Source organism: Flavobacterium aestuarii, assembly GCF_040049115.1.
Lineage (GTDB): Bacteria > Bacteroidota > Bacteroidia > Flavobacteriales > Flavobacteriaceae > Flavobacterium > Flavobacterium aestuarii.
Window position 1 is genome coordinate 112,453 of the sequence record NZ_JBDLZZ010000005.1, and the last position, 19,318, is coordinate 131,770.

The 19,318-nt window shown below is 35.9% G+C and carries 14 protein-coding genes; 8 read left to right on the forward strand and 6 right to left on the reverse strand.

What is annotated here, in order from left to right:
• Positions 1-66 precede the first annotated feature (66 nt).
• Complete coding sequence (locus tag ABEG11_RS06960; RefSeq protein WP_348823459.1) at positions 67-399, reverse strand: hypothetical protein; 333 nt, start codon at positions 397-399, stop codon at positions 67-69.
• Between the two features lie 92 nt (positions 400-491).
• Here ABEG11_RS06960 and ABEG11_RS06965 point away from each other — a divergent pair, with 92 nt between their 5' ends.
• From ABEG11_RS06965 to ABEG11_RS06995, 7 genes are all read left to right on the forward strand, one after another.
• Entirely contained in the window at positions 492-668 is a 177-nt protein-coding gene (locus tag ABEG11_RS06965; RefSeq protein WP_348823460.1) for a C1orf53 family protein, read from the forward strand.
• A gap of 394 nt (positions 669-1,062) precedes the next feature.
• The gene (gene hutU / locus ABEG11_RS06970; RefSeq protein ID WP_348823461.1) at positions 1,063-3,042 is read left to right on the forward strand and encodes a urocanate hydratase; all 1,980 of its coding nucleotides are present in this window, start codon (positions 1,063-1,065) and stop codon (positions 3,040-3,042) included.
• A gap of 124 nt (positions 3,043-3,166) precedes the next feature.
• Positions 3,167-3,715, forward strand: coding sequence for a DUF4136 domain-containing protein (locus ABEG11_RS06975; protein WP_348823462.1), 549 nt, complete (start codon positions 3,167-3,169; stop codon positions 3,713-3,715).
• A 341-nt stretch (positions 3,716-4,056) separates the two neighbouring features.
• Positions 4,057-4,476 (forward strand): hypothetical protein, encoded by a 420-nt coding sequence (locus ABEG11_RS06980; protein ID WP_348823463.1) that lies wholly within the window; start codon positions 4,057-4,059, stop codon positions 4,474-4,476.
• Between the two features lie 137 nt (positions 4,477-4,613).
• Complete coding sequence (gene ilvA, locus ABEG11_RS06985; protein WP_348823464.1) at positions 4,614-5,858, forward strand: threonine ammonia-lyase IlvA; 1,245 nt, start codon at positions 4,614-4,616, stop codon at positions 5,856-5,858.
• 73 nt (positions 5,859-5,931) lie between these two features.
• On the forward strand, positions 5,932-6,324 hold the full coding sequence (locus ABEG11_RS06990; protein WP_348823465.1) for a group III truncated hemoglobin: 393 nt from the start codon (positions 5,932-5,934) through the stop codon (positions 6,322-6,324).
• A 203-nt stretch (positions 6,325-6,527) separates the two neighbouring features.
• Entirely contained in the window at positions 6,528-8,285 is a 1,758-nt protein-coding gene (locus ABEG11_RS06995) for an aromatic amino acid hydroxylase (RefSeq protein WP_348823466.1), read from the forward strand.
• Positions 8,286-8,569: 284 nt separating this feature from the next.
• Here the strand turns inward: ABEG11_RS06995 and ABEG11_RS07000 are convergent, their stop codons facing one another.
• Positions 8,570-9,211, reverse strand: coding sequence for a DUF4230 domain-containing protein (locus ABEG11_RS07000; RefSeq protein ID WP_348823467.1), 642 nt, complete (start codon positions 9,209-9,211; stop codon positions 8,570-8,572).
• Positions 9,212-9,449: 238 nt separating this feature from the next.
• Between ABEG11_RS07000 and ABEG11_RS07005 the strand changes: the two genes are divergently transcribed.
• Entirely contained in the window at positions 9,450-9,902 is a 453-nt protein-coding gene (locus tag ABEG11_RS07005) for an Hsp20/alpha crystallin family protein (RefSeq protein ID WP_348823468.1), read from the forward strand.
• A gap of 99 nt (positions 9,903-10,001) precedes the next feature.
• Here ABEG11_RS07005 and tamL read toward each other — a convergent pair whose 3' ends face one another.
• From tamL to ABEG11_RS07025, 4 genes are all read right to left on the reverse strand, one after another.
• Positions 10,002-12,299, reverse strand: a complete 2,298-nt coding sequence (tamL, locus tag ABEG11_RS07010; protein ID WP_348823469.1) for a translocation and assembly module lipoprotein TamL — start codon at positions 12,297-12,299, stop codon at positions 10,002-10,004.
• A gap of 4 nt (positions 12,300-12,303) precedes the next feature.
• Positions 12,304-17,382: a translocation/assembly module TamB domain-containing protein gene (locus ABEG11_RS07015; protein ID WP_348823470.1), complete on the reverse strand. Its 5,079-nt coding sequence runs from the start codon at positions 17,380-17,382 to the stop codon at positions 12,304-12,306.
• Positions 17,383-17,681: 299 nt separating this feature from the next.
• Positions 17,682-18,644 (reverse strand): GSCFA domain-containing protein, encoded by a 963-nt coding sequence (locus ABEG11_RS07020; RefSeq protein ID WP_348823471.1) that lies wholly within the window; start codon positions 18,642-18,644, stop codon positions 17,682-17,684.
• A gap of 139 nt (positions 18,645-18,783) precedes the next feature.
• A complete protein-coding gene (locus ABEG11_RS07025; protein WP_348823472.1) occupies positions 18,784-19,161 on the reverse strand; it encodes a GxxExxY protein in 378 nt (125 codons plus the stop codon).
• Positions 19,162-19,318 lie beyond the last annotated feature (157 nt).

Consider the following 19,318-nt stretch of genomic DNA (forward strand, 5'->3'; position numbering starts at 1 on the left):
TTTTGTTGTACTTAAAAATTGGCACGCAGATTTCGCAGATTTATGCAGATTCTTAATTTGAATTTTTTAAACTTTTAAATACTTCAAAAAACTAAAAATTCTTCTTGTTTTTAGATAATCCAAATCGAGTTCATTACTGTAAGCTTCCCTTTCAAAACTAATGTTTCTATAAGCTAAATTGGTGTTTCTGTACTGCAGCAAACGTACCGCATATTCGACAAAATACCAAAGAAAAAAAGGCAGAACAAGCAGTTCCAATTGCTGTCGGATATGTATTCTTTCATGGTTTACCAATATTTTATTTTTAGAATCAAAGCGATATTTTATAATCACAAACGGGAAGACCGTGAGACCGCGATATCCTTTTGGGATTAAATATTTGGCAACGATCACATACATTGATTATAAAATTTATAGATTTGTAGAGGCAATTTAGCCAAATTCAAAGAAAAACACAATTGCCCTTTGGCAGATTTCAGCATAAAAACAAAATGGCAGAACAAAGTAATGAAAATAAATTAACTGAGGGCGAAGATTTTTATTATACACCTGAAGGCTACAAATGCTTCACCGAAAAATACCATCTCAAAAGAGGCTATTGCTGTAAAAGCGGCTGTCGTCATTGTCCGTATGGATTTGATAAGAAAACTGGAGAGATTAGAAAATAGAATAAAGAGAATAGAATATAGACTGCAGAAGGCAGAATTTAGATTTCAGTATTAAATATAGAATCAAAATGAATCAATTGCCTCCTGCTTTAGCTGGAGAAATGAAAATAAGAAGACAATCAATCTGGCTTTAGCCAAAAGATATATTTGGCTAAAGCCAATTTGATTTATAATTTATTATTCCTCCAGCTAAAGCAGGAGGCAATTCATAAACGAAATGGACATCCTTTCTTTAAAATATAAAATTAAAATTCATAAGTCCTACCATAGGTCAGATATACGGTATCCTTAGTTTGTCATTTTAATTATAAAATGATTATTCAATTTTTAGATTATTCGATTGTTCAAAAAATCTAATAATCTAATAATCCAGCAATCTAAAATCTAAAAAAAAATGACTTTTCAAGAACAGATACAACAAGGAATTCCTTCTATATTACCACAGCCAAAACCGTATGAGGCAGATATTAACCACGCGCCGAAACGGAAAGAAATCTTAAGCGAAGACGAGAAAAAACTGGCGCTCCGTAATGCTTTACGCTATTTTGAGCCGAAACATCATGCCGAATTAATTCCTGAATTTCGACACGAACTGGAAACGTACGGACGTATTTATATGTACCGTCTGCGTCCCGATTATAGAATGTATGCAAGGCCAATTTCGGAATATCCTGGGAAAAGTGAACAGGCGAAAGCTATTATGCTGATGATTCAGAACAATCTGGATTATGCGGTGGCACAGCATCCGCACGAATTGATTACGTATGGCGGAAACGGTGCGGTTTTTTCGAATTGGGCGCAATATTTACTGACGATGAAATACCTGTCGGAAATGACCGATCAGCAGACTTTGACAATGTATTCCGGTCATCCGATGGGGTTGTTTCCTTCGCATAAAGAAGCTCCAAGAGTCGTGGTTACTAACGGAATGGTGATTCCAAATTATTCTCAACCTGATGATTGGGAACGAATGAATGCTTTGGGGGTTTCGCAATACGGACAAATGACTGCGGGAAGTTATATGTACATAGGCCCGCAGGGAATTGTGCACGGAACGACGATCACGGTTTTGAATGGTTTCAGAAAAATAAAACGTGCTCCAAAAGGCGGATTATTCGTGACTTCAGGGCTAGGCGGCATGAGCGGTGCTCAGCCGAAAGCGGGAAATATTGCGGGCTGTATAACGGTTTGTGCCGAGGTAAATCCGAAAATTACACACATTCGCCACAGTCAGGGATGGATTAATGAAGTGGTTGAGAATCTTGACGAATTGGTGCAAAGAGTAGCTTTGGCAAAAGCCAATAACGAAACGGTTTCAATCGCCTACCTCGGAAATGTGGTAGACGTTTGGGAACGATTTGATGAAGAAAACCTGTATATTGATTTGGGTTCCGATCAGACTTCGCTTCATAATCCGTGGGCGGGTGGTTATTATCCGGTTGGAATTTCATTTGAAGAAGCTAATGAAATGATGGCAAACAATCCTGATTTATTCAAGGAAAAAGTGCAGGAAACTTTGCGCCGTCATGCAAAGGCCATTAACAAACATACTGCCAAAGGAACTTACTTTTTTGATTACGGAAATGCTTTTCTACTAGAAGCTTCCCGCGCTGGTGCTGATATTATGGCCGAAAATAATATTGATTTCAAATATCCAAGTTATGTTCAGGATATAATGGGACCAATGTGTTTTGACTATGGTTTTGGACCGTTTCGCTGGGTCTGCGCTTCTGGAAAACCGGAAGATTTGGCCAAGACTGATGCGATTGCCTGTCAGGTTTTGGAAGAAATGGCCAAAACTGCTCCAGTAGAAATTCAGCAGCAAATGCAGGATAATATTCAGTGGATAAAAGGTGCGCAGGAAAATAAACTGGTTGTAGGTTCACAAGCCCGAATCCTTTATGCTGATGCTGAAGGCCGTGTAAAAATTGCCGAAGCTTTCAATCAGGCGATTGCCAAGGGAGAAATCGGATCAGTTGTTTTAGGCCGTGATCATCACGATGTTTCGGGAACTGATTCGCCTTACCGCGAAACTTCCAATATTTATGACGGTTCACGATTCACAGCTGATATGGCCATTCACAATGTAATTGGCGACAGTTTCCGCGGTGCAACCTGGGTTTCCATACACAACGGAGGCGGCGTGGGCTGGGGCGAAGTAATCAACGGCGGTTTCGGGATGGTGCTAGACGGTACTCCAGAGGCTTCACGCCGCTTGGCTTCGATGCTTTTTTGGGATGTCAACAACGGAATTTCAAGACGCAGCTGGGCAAGAAACGAAGGAGCTGTTTTTGCTATAAAAAGAGCTATGGAAGCAGAGCCTTTGTTAAAGGTTACATTGCCAAATTTGGTAGATGATAAATTATTAGAATAATATTTACAGCAATAACACAATTTGTTAAAAGCTTTGTAAAGTAGAAATAAATCATCTAACTTTAAGAAACTAAACTTGGTACGATTTTTGAACCAATTTATTAGAACATAAAATCACATAAATCATGAAAACATTTAAATTCCTTCCTCTTTTATTACTTTTCATAGCTGCCTCTTGTGACTCAGTACAAGTATATTCTGATTATGATAAAGCGGTCGATTTTAAGCAGTACAAGACTTTTGCATTTATGAAATCGGGTATTGACAAAGTTGAAATTTCCGATCTGGACAAAAAAAGAATTCTCAATGCTATTGATCAGCAATTGCAAGCCAAAGGATTTACCAAAAGTGACAATCCTGATTTGTTAGTTAATATTTTCACCAAATCCCGTGAGGAAGTGAGTGTAAATCAATTCAACGCTGGATGGGGTTACGGCTGGGGTTATGGCTGGAATCCGTATATGATGTATGGAGGCCACACGACCGTTAGCTCATCTACCGAAGGAACATTATACATTGACCTTATCGATGCCAAAAAGAAAGAATTGATCTGGCAGGGCGAAGGAACTGGAACTCTTTCTAAAAACATGGATCGCAAGGACGAGATTGTCAATAATATAGTAACTCAGATTTTAGCACAATATCCGCCAGCTCTTCCAAAAGCTAAAAAATAATAGTTTATTTTCTTAGTCAAGTCAAAAAATGAATACATTTGCAGTCTAAGCACAAAAAATGAAGAACTTAATTAACATCATCATTGTCATTATTATAATTATCATTCGATAATTATGGCGGGGTGTTATATAAAAAAGTAATCAATATACAATTTATGAAACCTCCCGCCTCGGGAGGTTTTTTATTTTAAACAAACATGAAAAATTCAGCAGCAATTATCAGCATCGTAATTATTATTATTCGTTTCACATGACGAGTCAGGATTCTATTTTCTAATAAAGCCTTTCTCCGTTCAAATGAAGAAAGGCTTTTTTTTATTCAAAAAACAAACTATCCAATAATGAAACAAGAATTTACAATAACACTTTTCAGTGAAAAACAGGAAGGATTAATAAACAAAGTAGTCCTTATTTTGACTCGAAGGAAAACAAACATATACAGCTTCACAGTATTTTTCTGTAAAACAGTAAATTTATATCGTTTTACGATTACGCTTATTGAAACAGAATCGGCCGTTCAAAACCTAGTGCATCAAATGGAAAAAATCATCGAAGTTTTTAAATGTTATTCACAGACTGAAACCGAGCTTTCTACTCATCAGATTCTATTATTAAAGTTTTTAAATTTTGACGAAAAAGCAAAGCAGATCATATCAATTATCAATACCGTTCCTATTATTCAGGAAAATGATTATTGCATTTATACGTGTAAAACAGACAACGAAACAATCCAGCAATTAGACCTGATAAATTCTTTTTAATACCTTTTATGAATATAAAACATTCTTTTTGTTTTTCCTCACCCTAGCCCTCTCCCAAGGAGAGGGGATAAAAATTAGATTATTTTATATTCATAAATGATAAAATTCAAAAATTTTAAATTCCAAATACTGCAAAAATGACTTTATTTACAGCAATACAGCAAGCACAAAAACAGCTTCAGGGCGTAATCTCTCCTACCCCGCTGATAGAAAACATGAATTTATCCGAAGAGTTTTCATCGAGAATATTATTAAAACGTGAAGACCTGCAGGTAGTCCGTTCCTATAAAATAAGAGGAGCCTACAATAAAATGTCTATCCTGACCGATTCTGAAAAAGAGCGGGGAATCATCTGTGCCAGCGCTGGAAATCACGCTCAGGGAGTTGCTTATTCCTGCAATCTTTTAAAAATAATGGGCAAAATCTACATGCCAAAAACTACTCCAAAACAAAAAGTAAAACAAGTACAATTATTTGGTAAAAACTACGTAGAAATCGTTTTGACAGGCGATACTTTTGATGATGCTTACGCAAAATCTGTAGCAGATGCCACCGAAAACAACAAAGCCTTCATCCATCCTTTTGATGACTTAGAAGTAATAGCAGGACAAGGAACTGTTGGACTGGAAATACTGGACGATTACCATGAACTTATTGATTATGTTTTTATCCCCATCGGTGGAGGTGGACTGGCTTCCGGATTATCAACAGTCTTCAAACAATTGAGTCCAAACACTAAAATTATTGGAGTCGAACCTCAAGGCGCTCCGTCTATGAAAACCTCAATTGCCAACTACAAGAATACTCCATTAGACACTATCGATAAATTTGTCGATGGCGCAGCGGTAAAACAGGTTGGCGACCTGACTTTTGAAATCTGTCAAAAAAACATAGACGATATCATACTCGTTCCCGAAGGAAAAGTCTGCACTACCATATTGCGTTTGTATAATGAAGAAGCCATGGTCGTGGAACCTGCAGGAGCATTGACTATAGCAGCACTGGATTTTTACAAGGAAGAGATAAAAGGCAAAACTGTAGTCTGCATTGTTAGCGGCAGCAACAACGACATCGAAAGAACCGCCGAAATAAAAGAACGCTCCCTGCTTTACGAAGGATTGATGCATTATTTTATGATACAGTTTCCGCAGCGTCCCGGAGCTTTAAAGGAATTTGTAAATGATATTTTGGGTCCTGACGATGACATCACTTATTTTCAGTTTGCCAAAAAGAACAGCCGCGAAGTAGGATCGGTAGTTGTGGGACTGGAATTAAAGAATCCGAATGATATTGATGCGATCAAAAAAAACATGAATGTTAAAGGATTTGAGTATCGTTATCTCAACGAAAGACACGACCTATTCACCCAATTGATAGGATAAATTAACAATTCATTTTCTATCGCTTTTTAATTATACCGTATCTTTGGAAGAGCATTTTTACAATAAAAATATCATGACAAACAAAGACATTTCAAATATAGAAGACATCAAATTATTAGTCAATACCTTTTACTCAACCGTGCAAAAAGACGAGCTGATTGGTGCCATTTTCAACGAAAAAATAGGCGACCGCTGGCCAGAACATCTGGAAAAAATGTATCGTTTTTGGCAGACTATCCTACTGGAAGAACATACCTATTCTGGAAGTCCTTTTCCGCCACACAGACAGCTGCCGGTCGAAAAACATCATTTTACCCGCTGGATGGAAATTTTTACGGAAACAGTCGACACTCTTTTTGCAGGCCCATTGGCCGAAGAAGCCAAACTTAGAGCAAAAAATATGGCCGAAATGTTCAACTATAAAATTGAGTATTTCAGACACGAAGGAAGGCATCCGCTTTTGTAAGACAAAAACTGATTATAAATTACCGCAGATTCACAGATTACAAAACAATAAAATCTGCGAATATGCGGTAATTAGTTTCAAGACATTGTAATACTGATTACAATAAAAAAGATATAATATCTTAGTTTGTTAAAGTCATAACTAAAAAATTCATTTTCGTGTCCTAAAATTGTACTTTTGCTTAAAACTACATCGTTTTCGTTATGAACTCAAAAATAAAAAGCAATCCTTTACTAGACCGTTTGCCAAAGCATTTAAAGCAATTTATCAAACCTCAGGATTACAGTGAATATACTCCTGTAAACCAGGCTGTATGGAGATATGTAATGCGTAAAAATGTAGATTATCTTTCAAAAGTAGCTCACAGTTCATATCTGGATGGTTTGAAAAAAACAGGAATTGAGATTGACCGCATTCCGAGCATGTACGGAATGAACCGCATTCTCAGTGAGATTGGCTGGGCTGCGGTGGCCGTTGATGGTTTCATTCCGCCGAATGCTTTTATGGAATTTCAGGCGTATAATGTTTTGGTTATCGCGTCCGACATTCGCCAACTCGAACATATTGAATACACTCCCGCTCCCGATATTATTCATGAAGGTGCCGGCCACGCTCCTATTATTGCCAATCCTGAATATGCAGAATACCTGCGCCGTTTTGGAGAAATAGGATGTAAGGCGATTTCTTCGCATAAAGATTACGAAATGTACGAAGCGATTAGGTTGCTTTCTATTTTAAAAGAAGCTGAAGACACTCCGCAAAGCGAAATTGAATCTGCCGAAAAAGCTGTCGAAGACCTGCAGAATAATATGGGTGAACTGTCTGAAATGGCACAAATCCGAAACCTGCATTGGTGGACGGTAGAATATGGTTTGATTGGCACATTGGAAAACCCAAAAATATACGGCGCCGGTTTATTATCATCCATTGGTGAAAGTGCTTGGTGCATGACCGATAACGTCAAGAAAATCCCTTATGATTTTTCGGCTGTCCATCAAAGCTTTGATATCACCAAATTACAGCCACAGCTGTACGTCACTCCCGATTTTGCTTATTTGAGTCTGATTCTCGAAGAATTTGCCAATACGATGGCGTTACGAACAGGAGGCTTGTCTGGGGTTGAAAAACTGATTCATTCCAAAGCTTTGGGAACTGTTGAGTTAAGCACTGGTTTGCAGATTTCGGGTGTATTTACGAATGTTATTGAGCATGATGGAAAACCGATTTATTTTCAAACCACAGGAAAAACGGCTCTGGCCTACCGCGAAAAAGAATTGGTTGGACACGGAACCGAAACACATCCAGAAGGTTTTGGAAGCCCGATTGGCAAACTGAAAGGTATCAATCTAGCCATCGAAGATATGAGTCCGCGTGATTTAAAGGCATACGATATTTATGAAGGACAAACTGCAACTTTGGAATTTGAAGGTGACATAAAAATAGTTGGAGAAATCATTACAGGAAAGAGAAATCTGCATGGGGAAATCATTTTAATATGTTTCAAAAACTGTACGGTTACGCACGGAGACACTGTTTTATTCAGACCCGAATGGGGCAATTATGATATGGCGGTGGGCAAAAAACTGGTTTCGGCTTTTGCAGGCCCTGCTGATGTGAATAGCTTTGATTTGATTTCACATATTCCTTCGAGCAAAACGATTAAAGCCAAACAAACCGCTGAAAGAGATGATTTAGAAATTTTATATCAAACAGTCAGAAGCATTCGGGAGTCTAATGATACTTCGACTTCATTGGAACCGATTTTTAGAAAACTTCAAAATAACCATCCGAACGACTGGTTACTTTCTGTAGAATTGGCTGAACTTTTGCACTCCCGAAACGAAGAAAACTTGATGGAGGAAGTGCTTCTTCATTTGGAAAACCTAAAAAAGCAGCGTCCCGAAATCGAGAAATTAATTTCGAATGGACTGGAATTGATTTTTGAAAATGAGATTGTTTAAAAAAAATAAAACACGAATTCCACGAATTGACACGAATTATATTGTGTTAAAAATTAGATTTCACGAAATGGCTCTATTTAAAAAATTGAACACGAATTACACGAATTACATTGTATTAAGGTAATGTCGTCAAAATAATTGGTGGATTTAGTAAATTTTAAAAGTCCCGATTATTACGCATCATATTCTCAATATTGTCATTCCGTAGGAATCTCCGTTGGTAAGTCACGTTGTATGAGATTCCTACGGAATGACAAATAAGGACTTTTTTTAAAAAATTCGTGCTAATTCGTGAAATTCGTGTTTAAATCCTGTTGTAATTCTTTTTCGCTTGAGATTTCTTTACCGTTGTACTGCAGTTTCCAGCCCATGGTATTCGTCAGAATTAAAATCTTGGAAAGTTCGCTAATGAGACGATTTTGCGCATTGGATTTCAAGGAAGATTTCTCTATTTTCTTGGCTAAATTTGCTCTCACTGATTTGTTGATTTTATTATAATCATCGCCTGTAAACGGATTCATCTGACTTTGCTCCACATCATAAAATTTGATGTCGGGGCTGATTTTTATTTCTTCTTTTGGGATGTTTAGAATAGTGATGGTTTTATTGGCTTCGTCGATATCGTATTTCATTTGATGCAGATCATACGAAACAGTTACATCTGCGTTGACGATTATCAATGCTTTTTTCTCGAACGAAAGCATATCCATCATGTATTTCTGCTGATTTTTATAGGTCACGACTTCCGAAAAATGTCCTTCGGTAACAACTAATTTGCCAACATTGACAATTTGTTGCTGAATCAGGTTTGTATTATAGTCCAAAGATGAGTTATCTTCTTTCTTGAACTCACAAAATTTGAAAGCCAAAATTATTATGACTACGACTACAGCTGCAGCTATTATTCTTTTAATTAAGTTTTGCATTTCATTCTTTTATTTTAGCCAAATTAATTCTTTTTTTTAAAATGTCCAATGTTTCACTTTAGCCCTAAGACAAACAAGATGATTTTCGATTAAAATAAAAAAGGAATTTATGACATTTTTTCAACCTCATTCTGAAAAAATGTCATTTTTTTAAAATGGCATATATTTTGTTTTTAAGTATATATCTTGCGCAAGATTAAATATAATATTTGTTTAACAATTTAAAAATTAAACCGTTATGAATCTTATTAAAAGAAATGCTGGTCAATTACCACCTGTAAATCGTTTGTTTTTTGATGATATTTTTGGCCGTGATTTTTTCAATTGGGAAAATAACAATTATTCAACAACAAGTACAACACTGCCTTCGGTAAACATCAAAGAAACATCAGATAACTACGAAGTTGAAGTCGCTGCTCCAGGAATGGATAAAAATGACTTCAAAATCACACTAGACAGCAACCGTCTTACAATCTCTTCTGCCAAAGAAAATGAACAAACAACTAAAGACGAAAATTATACCCGTCGAGAGTTTAGTTATCAATCATTCCAGAGAAGTTTTGAATTACCTAAAAACATTGTGGATGAAGATAAAATTCAAGCCCGTTATGAAAATGGTATTTTATTATTATCTATTCCAAAACGTGAAGAGGTTAAACCAAAACCTGCAAGAATGATTGAAATATTATAAATTTAATTGATAGTAAAAAGGAAAGTTGTCATTATGTGACAGCTTTCTTTTTTTTATAAAATCATTCTGTATGAACATTTAGCCTTCATCCAAATCTTTTTAAAAAGGATAACCAATCGCAATATTGAGAATCAGATTTTCTTTTCGCCAAGAACTGCTTCCGAAATCAATATCGTCAATTACCCACCTGTCATTTTCGGGTAACCAAGGTTTTCTGAGCGGAAGTGCCAGATCTGTCCTCAAAATAAGGAACGACAAGTCAAACCGCAGACCGGCTCCGGCACCAACAGCAATATCTTTCATGAAATCTTTGGAAATTTCGGCTCCGGGCTTAAGGGGATCGGCGTTCAAAAGCCAAATATTTCCAGCATCTACAAACAGCGCTCCGTTGACAATACTAAAAAGTTTTGCCCGATATTCGGAACTAAATTCTAATTTTAAATCCCCTGATTGGTCAGGCAAATAAGAAGAATTCGGTGTTGCTGTATTGAAAAAATTTCCGGGACCGAGTGTTCTGGCTCTGAAGGCACGAATACTATTGGTTCCGCCTGATACAAATTGTTTTGATGTAGGCATAACACCTGAATTTCCATAAGGCAATCCGACGCCAACGATGATTCTGCTTGCCAATTCAGTGTCTTTACTGAGTTTTAAATAATGTCTAAAATCTGTTTTCACTTTTGCGTACTGGCTCAGCGGAACATCAAATATTTTTACGGTATCTTTTTTCTTGATATTGGCTCCAGTCAGCAAACCCGTTATGTTTCCAGCCAAATCCAATTCTCCGTTAAAATAGAAGGTATGTTTTTTACGCTTCTGCATCGTATTGGTGTACGTGTACGAATAGGTTGGTCCAAAAATCAACTGCTTCTCGATTATTTTTCCTAATGCCGGATCATCTTTAATATCTTGCTGATATTCTGGCGTTACATTATTTGGACTTACATAGGTAATATCCATGACGTTTAACTGATGTTCTTTCCTGATACTTTCCCGCCACAAATAACCCCACGAAGCATTAAAGGAATTCAGCGAATACAATTGTGTTCGGTTTTGATATTCATACCGAAGCGTAGCTTTGGTTCTGGGAACAAATTCGCTATTCCCCTGAATATTAAACGGCGTAATAAATCTGGGCCACGTCAGGCTGGTTTCGGTTCCTAGCTTGAATATATTATGACCTTTGTTTTCGCCTGCAAGCTGAAAATCGGCACCGCCAAAAACAGAAACAGTAAGTAATTCAGCGCCTCCGAACAGGTTTCGATTATTCCAGTTTACATTGACTTCAGAACCGGTATAACTCGCCGAATTGGTTTTGCCCAAAACTTCAAAACGGATGAATTTCTTTGGCAAAAGCGTTAGATAATAATACGAATCCAAAGTGTTTTTTACACTATCGGATGGCTTGAATTCATTTTTTACAAAATTAAAAGTACCCAGATTTACAAAACGATTCAACGTAAGATTATGATCTTTCCGATTATATAAATCTCCTTTTTTGAAAAGTATTGCCCTATCGAAAACCCTCGGATTAAAAGTATGTGCCGTGTCAATAATAGTAAAATCATTGTATTGAACGATGTCTTCTTTTTTATATCGAATAGTGTCTTTCGAAACCGAAAAATTGGGATATACTATAATTTTATCAATCTTATAAGCCTCTCGGGCTTTTTCGGGAGTTTCCTCTTTTATTTTTAATTTGATATTGACTAAATGATCACCTTTGGTACTATCAACCTGAGCCAGGATATAATCGGGATTAAAATAGTAAAACCCTCTTTCTTTTAGTCTGGCGTCAATGCGTTCGCGTTCGGTCTTTATAATATCCAGATCGTATGGATTTCCTTCTTTCAGCAATGATCTGCGTTTGGTTCTGGCGATGGCTTTTCCTAAAGCGGATGAATCTTCCGGAAATTTAACTTCTTTTATTTTGTACTGCTTTCTCGGCTGAATGGTATATTCTGCTGTTGCTCTTTTGTTCCGAACAGTAGAATCGGCGCTGACTCTGGCTTTAAAATAACCGTGGTTTTCTGCAAAACTTCTCAAAACATTGGCATTGTAATCGAGATCGACTTTGCTAAAAAGCACAGGTTCTTCTCCGACTTTATTTCGGAGCCAATATCGTATTCCTTTATCTTTCGTGGGTTCTCCGGCTATATTGTAAAACCATAATTTTGGGCGAAAGCCTAAGAATTGTTTATTCGGTTTAGGACGTAATAAGCCTTCCAAAGCTTTCTCCAGTTCTTTTCTTTCTTTCTTTTTCATAACAGAATCCTTCACTGTCACAGAACCGCCTGTATACAGCAGATCGCCCTCTGGAAGATACTTGGTATTACTGCATCCATAAACAAAAAGTAAGGACAGCACTATACAATATTTTAAATGTTTGATTTTCATATTGCTATGTTTTTTGCTCATTACCCTGAATTTGTTTCTCGAATTTTTCTTCTTGTTTTTCTATTCGTTTTTTTCTCTCTTTACGTTCCTTTTCATCCTGAATTATACGTTTTTCTTCTTCGGTGCGATGAAAAAGTTCACGGAATTTATTGTAACTCATCGTGATAACAAACGCCACTCCAGTTTCAATAACCTGACCCTCAACCGCCACCTGATATTCATTTTTGCGGTAAGCGCGAACCATATATCTGCCATCTTTGGTAAGCTGATAATCCAGAGAAACGTCGCCGGCTATATTCGTGGTTTCTTCATTGGCACGTTCCTTGCCTTCAACTCCAAAACTGCTTCCTACGGTAACTTTCAATCGGTCATCAAGCAGTTTTTTAGAAACAGCCACATTCAGATCGGTTCTGTTTTCCATTGATCCCGAAGTATAATCTTCGGTTGATTCTACATCAAATTCTAATTGAACACCGCTTATTAATTCTGCCGAAAGATCATTTAACTGCTGGGAAAGTATCTTGCTCACACTTTGTCTTGCCAAAGATTCGGCATTGGTACCACCACTTTCGCTTGCAAAAGGATTTTCACCAACAAAACGGTTCAGCAATAAAAGCGCAAAAACCTGTTTGTTTAACTCGGCCGGTTCTTGTCGCAATTGTTCCAGTTTTGTCTGAGAAGCCGAAACAATATCGGAGGAAACTCCATAATTTCCATCAGGAAGTATGATGTCAAAAGTGATTTCGGGTTTTAGCAGTTCGCCATTCATTTTCAATAAAGTCTGAAACGGAATTTTCTGCTTGTACGTGTTTTTTACTGTCGGACTTACTGCTCCCAATTGGTTTCCGAGCAAATCAATTGGCGGAGCCTCCACTTTATAAATCGCCGTAATATTTAAAGTTGCCATTGTTGGCTCGCCGTTCCAGATAATGTAGCTTCCTTTCTGAATATTAAATTTTCTTCGGATGGCATTAAAATTCATTTCATAAGCGCCATCCGCAACCTCGTATTTACCTGTAAGAGTGGTTTTCCCCGAAGGATCGATTCCGCCAGTAAGTTGGGCTTCGCCTTTCAAGTTAAGGTAATCACCATTTCCTTTATCGATAATCAATGTCAATTCGGCTTCTTTGTCTAAAGAAATATCAACACTGACATTCATCCCAATTAAGTCCGATTGATTTAATTTTTTTTGCATTGCAACTGTTTGTTTCAGATATAAATTATCTTCATTTACAAACTCTACAATCCCTTCTCTCTCGGCAATCGATGGATCGGATTGAGGCAAAACAACGGTAAATTTGGTTTCTTTATTTATTTTGAGATCTCCATCAACGATAGGATTTTCGAGCGTTCCTTTTATGTCTAATTTTGTATCCAAAAATAAATCTCCGTAGAACAAATCATTGTCAGTTGCTTTCGAATGTATGGCTCTGAAATCATTTGCATTTACCGTTAAATTGAAATTATAATTCCTGAAATCCGGAGATTGTATTGTTCCGTTTAGCACCATTTCATTAGCATTTTCATCGTAAAGCGTAAAGGTGTCAAACGTAATTACTTCGTTGCTGAAAGTAATTTTTTCATTCTCGGTTTTAAAATAAGAGTTAAGTTTGGTAATCCTGAAACTGCTGTCATTAAAATTCAATTCACCTAAAACTTTTGGTGCTGATGCATTTCCTGTGATTTTAAAATTACCTGACAAAAATCCAGCTCCATCAGTCACATTTCCCATCGAAAAGCCCTGAATGCTTTTAATATTCAGCTTATTGATGTCGGCATTCAAATCTAAATTTCCATCAGCGATTCTGTAATTACCATTGATTTTTACATCGTTTCCTTCGCCACTCAAAACCACATTTGCCGTAAGTACATCTGCCGTTTTATTATCTACTTTTATTTCGATGTCCCCGACAGGTTCCGCCTTGAAAGCAAAGTCATCAATTTTTATATCCGAAGTAAAAATAGGTGAAGTCATCACGTTATTTACAACCGCATTTCCGTTGATTAAACCCTGCATCAGCAGTTTGTCTTTTTTGACAATATTCAGAATGGTTTCAATTTTGAAATTCTCAAAATCAACCTGAATCGGCGCATTATTATGTGTCCCTTGCGATTGAATTTTGAGTTCGTTGCCCGAATTATCTAAGAAAAACTTATTGATATAAAGCCTTTTGTTTCCAAATTCAATGGCATTTTCAGGATCGATATTCCATTTATCATAATTTAAAACAAAATTATCAGAGTTGATTTTCAGGATATTTTTAGCATCCTGACGAAGGAATTCTCCCGCGATCATATACTGTTCTTTGTCTTTGGTATCTTTAACCTGCAAGGCGTATGAAAGAATATTGTTCTCGACTTTGCCTGATAAACTGGTAAATGGAATTTTTAATTCCCCGCTTTCTATTGTGGCAAATGAAATTTGGTATTCCAAAGCATTTTCTTTGGCTTCGACATTTATTTTACCGTCAGCGATGGTATTATTGGCATAAACAATTCTCGGAATAGTTCCTTTTATTTCTAAAGAATCGGCAACATTATTGTATTTACCAGTTATTTTTAAAGGTTCTAAACCTGTTAATTTTGGTAAGATTTTAAAAAGTATTGGATCATTATCTACCGAAATTGTAAAGGCCAATCGTTGCTCATCAGACTCACCATTTACTTTCGGATTTTGCAGATCCATGTATTTTGACAATGATTTTTTTACTGCCGATGCTAATGTTGTTAGCTTGTATTTCCCATCAACTTCGGCTTTTAAAAACTGGGATGATATTTTGATATTGTTTTGAGTATTATCTGAAAAAGCAATTACACGCACCGAATCCAAAACGATTAATTCTTCCTGCAAAATCTGAATGTTCGAAAGAAACACTTTTCCGTTCAGAAAATCAGGGTTGCTGTTAGCAATATCGGCATCAACATTTCCGCGCAGTTTCAATGGTCCAGCGTGAAGATTCAGCTTTTCCAAATCGGCAATATCGAGGTTTAATTTTAGTTTTACCGATGGATATTTATCTTTTGTATTTCCGTTGGCAGTCAAATCAAAAGTCAGGTTTGGATCTTTCATTCCCGATTTTATATCAAAAGTGCCATTGGCAATATTTCCTTTTAAAGCCAAATCTCTATAAGTATATCTGTTGAATACCACTTTTTGAATCAAACCATCCAATTCGGCCTGAGCCGTTTTTGGATCCAAACCTTTGCCTTTTACTTTCGCTTTAAGCGTGATTTTTCCGATAGAATCATTTTTAATCAATCGCCCTAAATTAAAATCCATTAAGGAAATATTGGCATCGTATTTCTCTTGTTTTTTAATTCTTTGGTCAAATAATGCATCGACTTTTGCGCTTCCAAAACTGCTGTTTAAAGCCACATTCGTTTTGAAATTCTGTACCGAACCTTTGAATTTTCCTGCTAAATTAAACTGCGAAGGCAATTGAATAGTCGCAGGAATGGTTCCCTTTGGCACAAAAGAATTCACATCTTTGGCAGTGCTTGACAGTTTTTTAATATTCAAATCATAATAGGCTTTTTTGCCATCGGGCAAACCTTTGATTTTTCCCGAAAGTGAAACTCTAGTACTTCCAATTCCGCTCATTTCGAACAACGGAATATTCAAGTCTTTTATCTTTCCGTTCAAACGGGTATTCAGATACAAAACCGCATTTGGATTGCTTTTGAAAGGGTTTGTTTTTTGCAAATCGGGAGCAAAAAGTAAAATGTCTTTGAAACCAATTTTTGATTGGTTCAAATTGGCATCAACCGAAAGATTTGCAATGTCTTTTTTCAGAGCATCAAGAGATCGATAGGTGATTTTAATTTTATTCTGAAGAAGTGTCTGCGGTGATTTCAAATACAAATTATTCAGCTCCGCATTTTTCGGGCCGTAAAAGAAATCGGTTTTTAAAGCCTGAACCTGCAGACCGCTTTTTTCATTGACGGTAAATGATTTTATATTTCCCGAAATTCTATCATTCCCATAGTATAATTTTTCGGCTTTGAAATTTAATTTATCTAAATCGAGATGACTGTAATCAATTCCTTTTGCAATTGGTTTCGACTGCATATCATCAAATTTGAAAGCGGTATTTTGGATATCAACATCGTTCAATTTCACTTCCCAGCCCGCTTGTTTAATGGCAGTCGAGTCCAAATCGGGGGTTTTAATTTGTTTTTCCTTGGCTCCCAGCCTCAGATTTACTTTTAGATTTTTTAATTCGAAAGAATCAAAAGCCAAAAGCTGTTGGTTTAAATCAATCTCGTTAACGGCTAATTCCAGACTCCCCAAACGTATTCCCGAATCCAGTTTGGAATCTTTATTATCGTATGCAATATCAATTTTTGACAAGCTGATTTTGTTGAGTCTTAATTTGAAATCTTTTCTTTTTGAAATCGTATCAACGGTTTTTACAGAGACTTCAGCAATTTTCTCTACAGCATCCTGATTCAAGACTAATTTCAGTCCGTTTAAATTAATTTTCGGAATATTGAAATCCATTTCGTCTAAATCAAACTTTTTGAATTTGGTATCAAAATGCGTGAGTTTTACCCGAATATCATTTTTGGAATAATCGTCTTTGAAATTAAAATTAACATTGTCGAGATTTATTTTTACAACGGATATTTTAAATGGTTTACTATCGGGATTTTTGGGTTCTTTCGATTCAAAAGCTTTAATGATATAATCGAAATTGAAAGTTCCTTTATTATTTCTGGAAATATTTGCAGTAGTATTTTGTAAAGAAACCGAATTAATTTCAAGTTCGGAACTTATTAATTTAAACAAATCAACATCCAGTTCTAAACGTTTTCCGGCAAGTAAAGTATCTTTTTTTTGATCTTCAAAATAAAGGCCTTCGAGAACTATATCTTTCGGAAATTTGATGGAAATATAGTCTAAAGCAACTTTGGTTTTTATTTTTTCATGGAGATAGGTAACGGCCTTGTTTTTTACAAAATTCTGAATTGACGGCACCTGAATTAAAACTATAAGAAGAAGTAAAACAGCAATTATCGAAGCGACACACCAAAGCAGTACACGTAGTGTTTTCTTAAGATAATGAATGGATTTTTGATTCATAAGTCAATAAAACACGTTAAACAAAAGCCTTATCATGAAGCACAATTATACAATTTACAAAAATGTAAAAAATATACTTCAACAAGTTACATAATTTAGTGTAAATGTTCTAAAATTTACTGAACGTATTTTATTACTGATGAACGAAACTTAAAACTTAATATGACTGTCCGCAAATAATACCATGTATTTTTTTTTCGCCACTGATTACACAGATTCTCACAGATTTCATTACAGTTATTTTTTTAATCTGTGTAAATCTTTTTAATCTGTGGCTAATTCGATCTGTTTGATATTAGTTAAGGAAAGTTATAAAACTTTATATGCGGAAATTTTTCCTTTACAAAATTTATCTTCTGATTTAGGTTTGCCAAGAATTTAAGATGCTGTTCAGATTCCGGATTAAAACTGCGGTGGCTGAGACCTTTCTGGATTTCCAGCACATCTTTCATCGTCTGGAAACTGTTTTCGTTAATACAGCTTTCACTAAAACGCTCCCAGATATAATCAATAGCGGTCTGGTTTGGGTGCAACATATCCTCGGCATAAAAACGATAATCGCGGAGTTCGTCCATCATGATTTCGTAACTGGGGAAATAGTTTATTGTTTGTTGTTTATTGTTTGTTGTTTGATAAACTGCCGTAATTAAATGTGCTTTACTGACTTGATTTTCGACAAAACCATCTTTGAGATGTCGCACTGGAGAAATGGTAAAAATGAAACTGCAATTTGGATTCAATTTTTTAATTAAATCAATAGTATTTTGAATTGATTTTTCGATAGTTTCAGCAGAAAGTAATTCTTTGCTAAACTGCTTTTGAGGTACTTTATGGCAGTTGGCAACGATGCTGTTTTTTTCGATACTGCGGTATACCCAAGAAGTTCCATAGGTAATGATAATATGACTGGCTTCTTGTAATTGTTTCTTGGTTTCCACCAAAATTTGATTCAGATTAGCAATCAATTCTGCCTTATTCGAATGACTCAAATCGGAATGCACCTCAAAACAATGCCAGCGTTCGTTATGAAAAAAAACATCTTCCTCGGTAAATACTTCATCATTCACAGCCCTATCGATAATTCTCTCAATCGAAACTGGATTGAAAATAATTCCGAATGGGTTTGTCTTACTTTGAAATTTAAAATATTGGAATTTATTGCCCATATTTTCTGCAAAGCAAGAACCCAATGAGACTATTTTAGAATTGTAGTCTATTGGGTTGGGATTTTTAGGAATGGGTATTTTGGTTGTAAAATTCATAATTTTTTCTCGCTAAAGCTGAAATTTCAAGCAAAGTACTTTTTTCTCGCAAAGGCGCAGAGTCGCAAAGAAAAACACTAATCTTTGCGACTCTGCGCCTTTGCGAGACAAATTTAATAAAATCTTTGCGAGTTGAATACTAAAGATTGTTCACAATTCTAGTAATTCCGTTTTTAATTAATGATTCATTGAAATTAATCAACAAGCCTAATTTCATACCAGTTACTTTTAAATATGTGAGAAGCTGTTTTGGATGAACATTTGAAATCTGTTCAACTGATTTTATTTCTATTATTACTTTTTCTTCAACTATCAAATCAGTTCTAAAACCAATATCCAAAAATATTCCATCCCAAACTACAGGCAGTGGTTTCTGTCTTTCAACTTTTAAATCACGTTTAGACAATTCATAATAAAGAATAGCTTCATAAACCGATTCTAACAATCCTGGTCCGAGTTTAGTATGAATTTTATACGAAACATCAACAACAATTCTAGAGATTTCATTCTCGCTCATCTTTTCTTACAAACATAATATAAATCTTGCAAAAAAAAACAATTGTTTATTTCTCACAAAAAAATTCATACGCTTGCAAATACTTTACCACTTAATAAAAAAATCTCGCAAAGACGCAGAGACACAAAGATTAGACTTGTTTTTCTTTGCGTCTTCG

What these genes read in the sequence shown, in the direction of transcription:
- ABEG11_RS06960 (WP_348823459.1), bottom strand. Translation starts at nt 399, where the DNA reads ATGTATGTGATCGTTGCCAAATATTTAATCCCAAAAGGATATCGCGGT.
- ABEG11_RS06965 (WP_348823460.1), top strand. Translation starts at nt 492, where the DNA reads ATGGCAGAACAAAGTAATGAAAATAAATTAACTGAGGGCGAAGATTTT.
- hutU (WP_348823461.1), top strand. Translation starts at nt 1,063, where the DNA reads ATGACTTTTCAAGAACAGATACAACAAGGAATTCCTTCTATATTACCA.
- ABEG11_RS06975 (WP_348823462.1), top strand. Translation starts at nt 3,167, where the DNA reads ATGAAAACATTTAAATTCCTTCCTCTTTTATTACTTTTCATAGCTGCC.
- ABEG11_RS06980 (WP_348823463.1), top strand. Translation starts at nt 4,057, where the DNA reads ATGAAACAAGAATTTACAATAACACTTTTCAGTGAAAAACAGGAAGGA.
- ilvA (WP_348823464.1), top strand. Translation starts at nt 4,614, where the DNA reads ATGACTTTATTTACAGCAATACAGCAAGCACAAAAACAGCTTCAGGGC.
- ABEG11_RS06990 (WP_348823465.1), top strand. Translation starts at nt 5,932, where the DNA reads ATGACAAACAAAGACATTTCAAATATAGAAGACATCAAATTATTAGTC.
- ABEG11_RS06995 (WP_348823466.1), top strand. Translation starts at nt 6,528, where the DNA reads ATGAACTCAAAAATAAAAAGCAATCCTTTACTAGACCGTTTGCCAAAG.
- ABEG11_RS07000 (WP_348823467.1), bottom strand. Translation starts at nt 9,211, where the DNA reads ATGCAAAACTTAATTAAAAGAATAATAGCTGCAGCTGTAGTCGTAGTC.
- ABEG11_RS07005 (WP_348823468.1), top strand. Translation starts at nt 9,450, where the DNA reads ATGAATCTTATTAAAAGAAATGCTGGTCAATTACCACCTGTAAATCGT.
- tamL (WP_348823469.1), bottom strand. Translation starts at nt 12,299, where the DNA reads ATGAAAATCAAACATTTAAAATATTGTATAGTGCTGTCCTTACTTTTT.
- ABEG11_RS07015 (WP_348823470.1), bottom strand. Translation starts at nt 17,382, where the DNA reads ATGAATCAAAAATCCATTCATTATCTTAAGAAAACACTACGTGTACTG.
- ABEG11_RS07020 (WP_348823471.1), bottom strand. Translation starts at nt 18,644, where the DNA reads ATGAATTTTACAACCAAAATACCCATTCCTAAAAATCCCAACCCAATA.
- ABEG11_RS07025 (WP_348823472.1), bottom strand. Translation starts at nt 19,161, where the DNA reads ATGAGCGAGAATGAAATCTCTAGAATTGTTGTTGATGTTTCGTATAAA.